The organism is Alphaproteobacteria bacterium (assembly GCA_019695395.1).
In the GTDB taxonomy this organism is placed as follows: domain Bacteria; phylum Pseudomonadota; class Alphaproteobacteria; order JAEUKQ01; family JAIBAD01; genus JAIBAD01.
Genome location: JAIBAD010000066.1, coordinates 1 through 4806, shown reverse-complemented (window position 1 = coordinate 4806; position 4806 = coordinate 1). Strand labels below are relative to the sequence as shown.

Here is a 4806-nt window from a genome sequence, read left to right as displayed (position 1 = left end):
AAAGGTTTTTCCCTTATACCAGAAGCTGAAAGTAATTTTTATAGAATGCCCGCAGATTTTTTGATTAATGTGGAAGGTAGAATTATCATAGCTCATTATGCATATGATCTTGTGGATCATTTATCAAGATGAAATAGAAAAAATTTTAAATTAGAATAATAAGGGAATGATACGTATAATGTTCATTCCCTTATTGAAATCTATAATATTTCAATTATTTTTTTTAAAGGCTGATAACTTATGACTTGGCTTATTTTTTCAACAAATATGATATTTTCTTGATCTCCACTTGCCAAAGATCCTTTATAGATCACAGGTGAAAAATCATAATCCAAAGCCCCGCGATAAGTTGAAAGTACACAATTTTCTGCACAGTATCCTGATAAAATCAAGGTATCTATGTGTTGATCTTTTAACATATCTTTTAATTCGGTTTTATTAAAAGCATTACCATAATTTTTAATTATTTTTAAATCTGTTTTTTCTGGCTTTAAAGAATCAATAATATCAAATCCTTCCAGTCCAGGTATGGTACCATCTGATGGATCTGTGTCTTGAATCCAAATTATAGGGAGTGTTTTATGACGAAATAAAGGGATCATATAATTAATATATTCACATGCCAAATCCATGGATCTAGCAACGTCCCCTTTGTAAAAAGCTTTTTGCATATCAATAATTAAAAAGGCTAATTTCATATTAATGGCCTGATCTTTAAAAAATTAAGATAAATTGTTAAAATTTTATCCTAAAAAATTTGATGAATTATTTACATAAGTTAAAGTTATATGAATTATGGAGCGGGTGAGGGGAATCGAACCCCCGTCTTAAGCTTGGGAAGCTTCTGCTCTACCATTGAGCTACACCCGCTTTATGGGTTAATATATCTAACCCCTAATGCCTGACAAATAATGGATATATTAAAACAGATATAGCTTAAATATAAAGTTTCATTTAAAAAATATTTGAATATTTGATTTTTATTTAAATTTATTTAATATTTTTATGAAATACTTTTAATAGAGTAATATAAAAATTTTATAAGGTTTTATAGAAATCTGCGAAAAAAACCTTGTCTAATTTATTATATTACCCTAAAATTTAAAGTGAGGATGGGAAATAGTTCTTATTTTTTCTTTGATTTTGTTCAAATTAACTAAAATCCTATTAACTAAGAAAAACAAAGAACTATAATACTTTCTCAAAGACGTTAAGGACTGTGACATTATGGCATCACATCTTGAAATAGTACGAAAAATACTTGATTAGGGCTTTTGACAAGATGAAATTTAATGCCTATGATCGCTCTCGTGTTGCTGTCCGCCAAAGTCTGTATTGCGCAGGCTGTAGGAATTACGACGAAGCAAAATGTTAAATTTATTTATGGTCGCATCTCTTCAGTCGAATGCGGGCATGATGTATAGTTAAAATGAACAATTAAGAGGGGACTGGTTATAATGAAGATATTTAAACTGTTAGGCGTCATTGCCATGGCGGGCATTTTAGTAAGCTGTACAACAAGCTTGCAGAAAGTAAGAACTGTAAAGCCAACCGGTGGTACGCCATTTACTGCAAACTTAACTGAAGAATACAGACAGTATGCAAATTTTGAATCAAGATCTGAATACGATTGGGTAGATGCTCGTCATTTTGCCCGTAAAGGTCTTGCAGCAGCAGAAGGTCAAGTTGTTCTTCCAGAAGAATTGGGCAATTGGGATCTTCCAGCAGATAAAGTAGACGAACTTGCCCAAGCAAGATCTCGTTTAATGACAGCTTTAGACGGCGGTGGTCGGGAAAAAGGCCCTGATTTAGCTGCACGTGCACAAAGCCGTTTTGATTGCTGGGTTGAACAACAAGAAGAGAATCATCAACCAGATGATATCAATAGCTGCCGCACCGAATTTTTGGAAGCAATGGTTGCTTTAGAAGCCTTGTTAGCTCCTCCTCCAGTAGCAGTTGTTGCTCCTGCAGAATTCATTGTATACTTTGAATTTGATAAATCACGTTTAACAACCGCTGGTAAAGGTGTTATTAGCGAAGTTCTAAACTATGTTAATGGTTTAGGTTCAAAAGCAGTACCACAAATCTCTGTAACAGGTCACACAGATTTAGCTGGTCCAGCTGCATATAACATGGCTTTATCATTACGTCGTGCTGATACAGTACGTAAGGCTTTAATTGCAGGTGGCGTTCCAGCCGAAGCAATTACAACAGCCGGACGTGGTGAAGCAGAACCAGCTGTACGTACAAAAGATGGTACTCCTGAAAGGAAAAACCGTCGTGCAATCATAATTGTACAATAAGTAATATTATAGTCTGAATAAAAACGTCGGGGTATTACCCCGACGTTTTTATTTTATAAATTTTAAATTCTAATTATTAACAGTTTAAGTACAATTTTCTAAAATTGGAAAAATACAAATTTTTATGTATAATTGAACTAAAGGACCTGATTCAAAATAGGTATATAAAATGTATAGCCAAACCACCCGTTCAATTAAAGTTACTGTAGAATCAATATATATGGAGGATCAATCTCTACCAGAAGAATCACAATATATGTGGGCTTATCATGTTAAAATCATTAACCAAGGCAATGAAACGGTTCAATTGAAAAAAAGATATTGGCGTATTACAGACTCCCTTGGCCATATTCATGAGGTTAGAGGCGATGGTGTCGTTGGACAGCAACCTATTATAAAACCTGGCCAGTCTTTTGAATATGCAAGTGGTACACCCTTGACCACCCCGTCAGGAATTATGTTTGGAAGTTATCAAATGGAAAATGAAGCCGGTGAATCATTTGATATTACAATTCCTGCTTTTTCTCTAGATAGTCCTTATCAACCCATTAAATTAAATTAAAGAATTTTGTGATTGTAAAAGATAAGCTCTTTTATTTTGGGGATTATTCTATAAAATATTCTTAAAACGGTATGAAACCGTTTAAAAGGATTGGATAATGAAAATAAAAAATAAAATTTCTAAAAACATAGATCGCTCCCAAAAATCTTTTCGATCGAAAATGAAACCTTCTCGTGATGAAGCAATAGAGGCTGTGCGCACCCTTTTACAGTGGGCAGGGGATAATCCAGAACGTGAAGGACTACGTGGTACGCCGGACAGAGTTGTACGTTCTTTTGAAGAGTTTTTTTCTGGCTACACGGTTGACCCAACACAATTATTGCAAAGAACCTTTGAAGAAATTGAAGGATATGATGAAATGGTTGTGTTACGTGGAATACGTTTTGAATCCCATTGTGAACATCATATGGCACCTATTATAGGGCACGCCCATATTGCCTATATGCCTAATAAAAGAGTGGTGGGTATCAGTAAATTGGCCCGAGTTTTAGAGGTTTATAGTAAACGTTTACAGATCCAAGAAAAAATGACCAATCAAATTGCCCAGACAATTAATAATGTTCTAAAGCCAAAAGGTGTTGCCGTGGTTATTGATGCAACCCATCATTGTATGACAACAAGGGGTGTTCATAAACCAGGGGTAAGTATGGTGACCAGTACGATGCTTGGGTCATTTCGTAAAGATTCGGCCACCAGACGAGAATTTTTGGCCATGATCGGTACACCAATTGCGAGCTTTTCTCATTCCTAAATCAATAATCTTGACCATGGCTTTATTAACTCTGATATTATAAAATAAATTTATAATATTATAAAATAGCTATTTTTACACAGCAATAATAGTATAAAATAAGTATATTAAAAGAATAAAAAAAGAATTTATAAAAATTAATTTATAATTAATACTTTATTAACTAAATATTTTTATATTTATGCCACTTTAACTCATATATTCATATATTGAAGAGGCATAAATGTTCACTCCAATAACCACAAGTAAAAAATCATTTCGCTCTAATCTTTTAAATACGGTAACTTTTACCGCTTCAACTGATTTACCCAAAATTATGACGCTTACTACTCCTGCTACATACACATATGTTGGGGGCGAAGGTAATGATTTTGCCAAGGGTATGGATGGAATAAAGAATAACATGTTTGGCTATGGGGGTAATGATACTTTATTGGGTGGTGTTGGAAGTGATGATTACATTTATGGGGATAGTGGGGATGATTATCTTTATGGATATAGCGGGAAAGATATTCTTATTGGGGGTAAGGGTAATGATCAGATTTTTGGGGATAAAGATGATGATAAATTATATGGGAATGAAGGGGACGATTCCATGTGGGGTGGTGATGGAAATGATGAGATGCGCGGTGATGTTGGCTATGATCTTATGTTTGGGGGTACGGGTGATGATGCCATGTATGGCGATATAGGGTACGATCAGTTATTTGGGGAAGATGGTGACGATAGATTAGATGGCGGGGATAATAACGATCGATTGGATGGTGGGACAGGAATGGATTTACTTTTCGGTGGTACAGCCAATGATCAGCTTTACGGGGGTAAGGATGATGACGCACTATTTGGCCAAGATCATGATGACAAATTATATGGGGATGAAGGGAATGATATGGTGTTTGGTGGTATTGGAAATGATGATCTCTATGGAAACGATGGTGATGATATAGCAAAGGGTGGTGATGGTGATGATTATACACATGGTGGTGCCGGAAATGATGAAATATATGGCGAAAATGGCAATGACTTTATTTATGGGGAAATAGGAACGGATAAATTATTTGGCCAAGATGGCCAAGATAATTTATATGGTGATGATGGCGATGATTTTATCTATGGGGACGCAGGTGATGATAGATTAGAAGGTGGTAAGGGTAATGATATAATTGAAGGCGGAATTGGCCAGGATAATA

General features: G+C 34.9%; 5 protein-coding genes and 1 tRNA gene. 4 read left to right on the top strand and 2 right to left on the bottom strand.

Features of this window, described 5'->3' with window-relative positions:
- Positions 1-200: 200 nt before the first annotated feature.
- Entirely contained in the window at positions 201-698 is a 498-nt protein-coding gene (locus K1X44_08750; protein MBX7147376.1) for a cysteine hydrolase, read from the bottom strand.
- Between the two features lie 98 nt (positions 699-796).
- A tRNA-Gly gene (locus tag K1X44_08745) sits at positions 797-870 on the bottom strand.
- 587 nt (positions 871-1457) lie between these two features.
- Between K1X44_08745 and K1X44_08740 the strand changes: the two genes are divergently transcribed.
- From K1X44_08740 to K1X44_08725, 4 genes are all read left to right on the top strand, one after another.
- A complete protein-coding gene (locus tag K1X44_08740; GenBank protein MBX7147375.1) occupies positions 1458-2303 on the top strand; it encodes an OmpA family protein in 846 nt (281 codons plus the stop codon).
- 169 nt (positions 2304-2472) lie between these two features.
- Positions 2473-2865, top strand: coding sequence for a Co2+/Mg2+ efflux protein ApaG (gene apaG, locus K1X44_08735; protein ID MBX7147374.1), 393 nt, complete (start codon positions 2473-2475; stop codon positions 2863-2865).
- A gap of 97 nt (positions 2866-2962) precedes the next feature.
- Positions 2963-3616 carry a GTP cyclohydrolase I FolE gene (folE, locus tag K1X44_08730; GenBank protein ID MBX7147373.1) on the top strand — a complete coding sequence of 218 codons (654 nt, stop codon included), beginning with the start codon at positions 2963-2965 and terminating at the stop codon, positions 3614-3616.
- A gap of 223 nt (positions 3617-3839) precedes the next feature.
- On the top strand, positions 3840-4806 hold a 967-nt coding region (locus tag K1X44_08725), incomplete at its 3' end, for a hypothetical protein (protein ID MBX7147372.1).

Bases quoted from the DNA above. Each gene is read 5' to 3' on its own strand.
- K1X44_08740 (MBX7147375.1), top strand. From the start codon at position 1,458: ATGAAGATATTTAAACTGTTAGGCGTCATTGCCATGGCGGGCATTTTA.
- K1X44_08750 (MBX7147376.1), bottom strand. From the start codon at position 698: ATGAAATTAGCCTTTTTAATTATTGATATGCAAAAAGCTTTTTACAAA.
- folE (MBX7147373.1), top strand. From the start codon at position 2,963: ATGAAAATAAAAAATAAAATTTCTAAAAACATAGATCGCTCCCAAAAA.
- apaG (MBX7147374.1), top strand. From the start codon at position 2,473: ATGTATAGCCAAACCACCCGTTCAATTAAAGTTACTGTAGAATCAATA.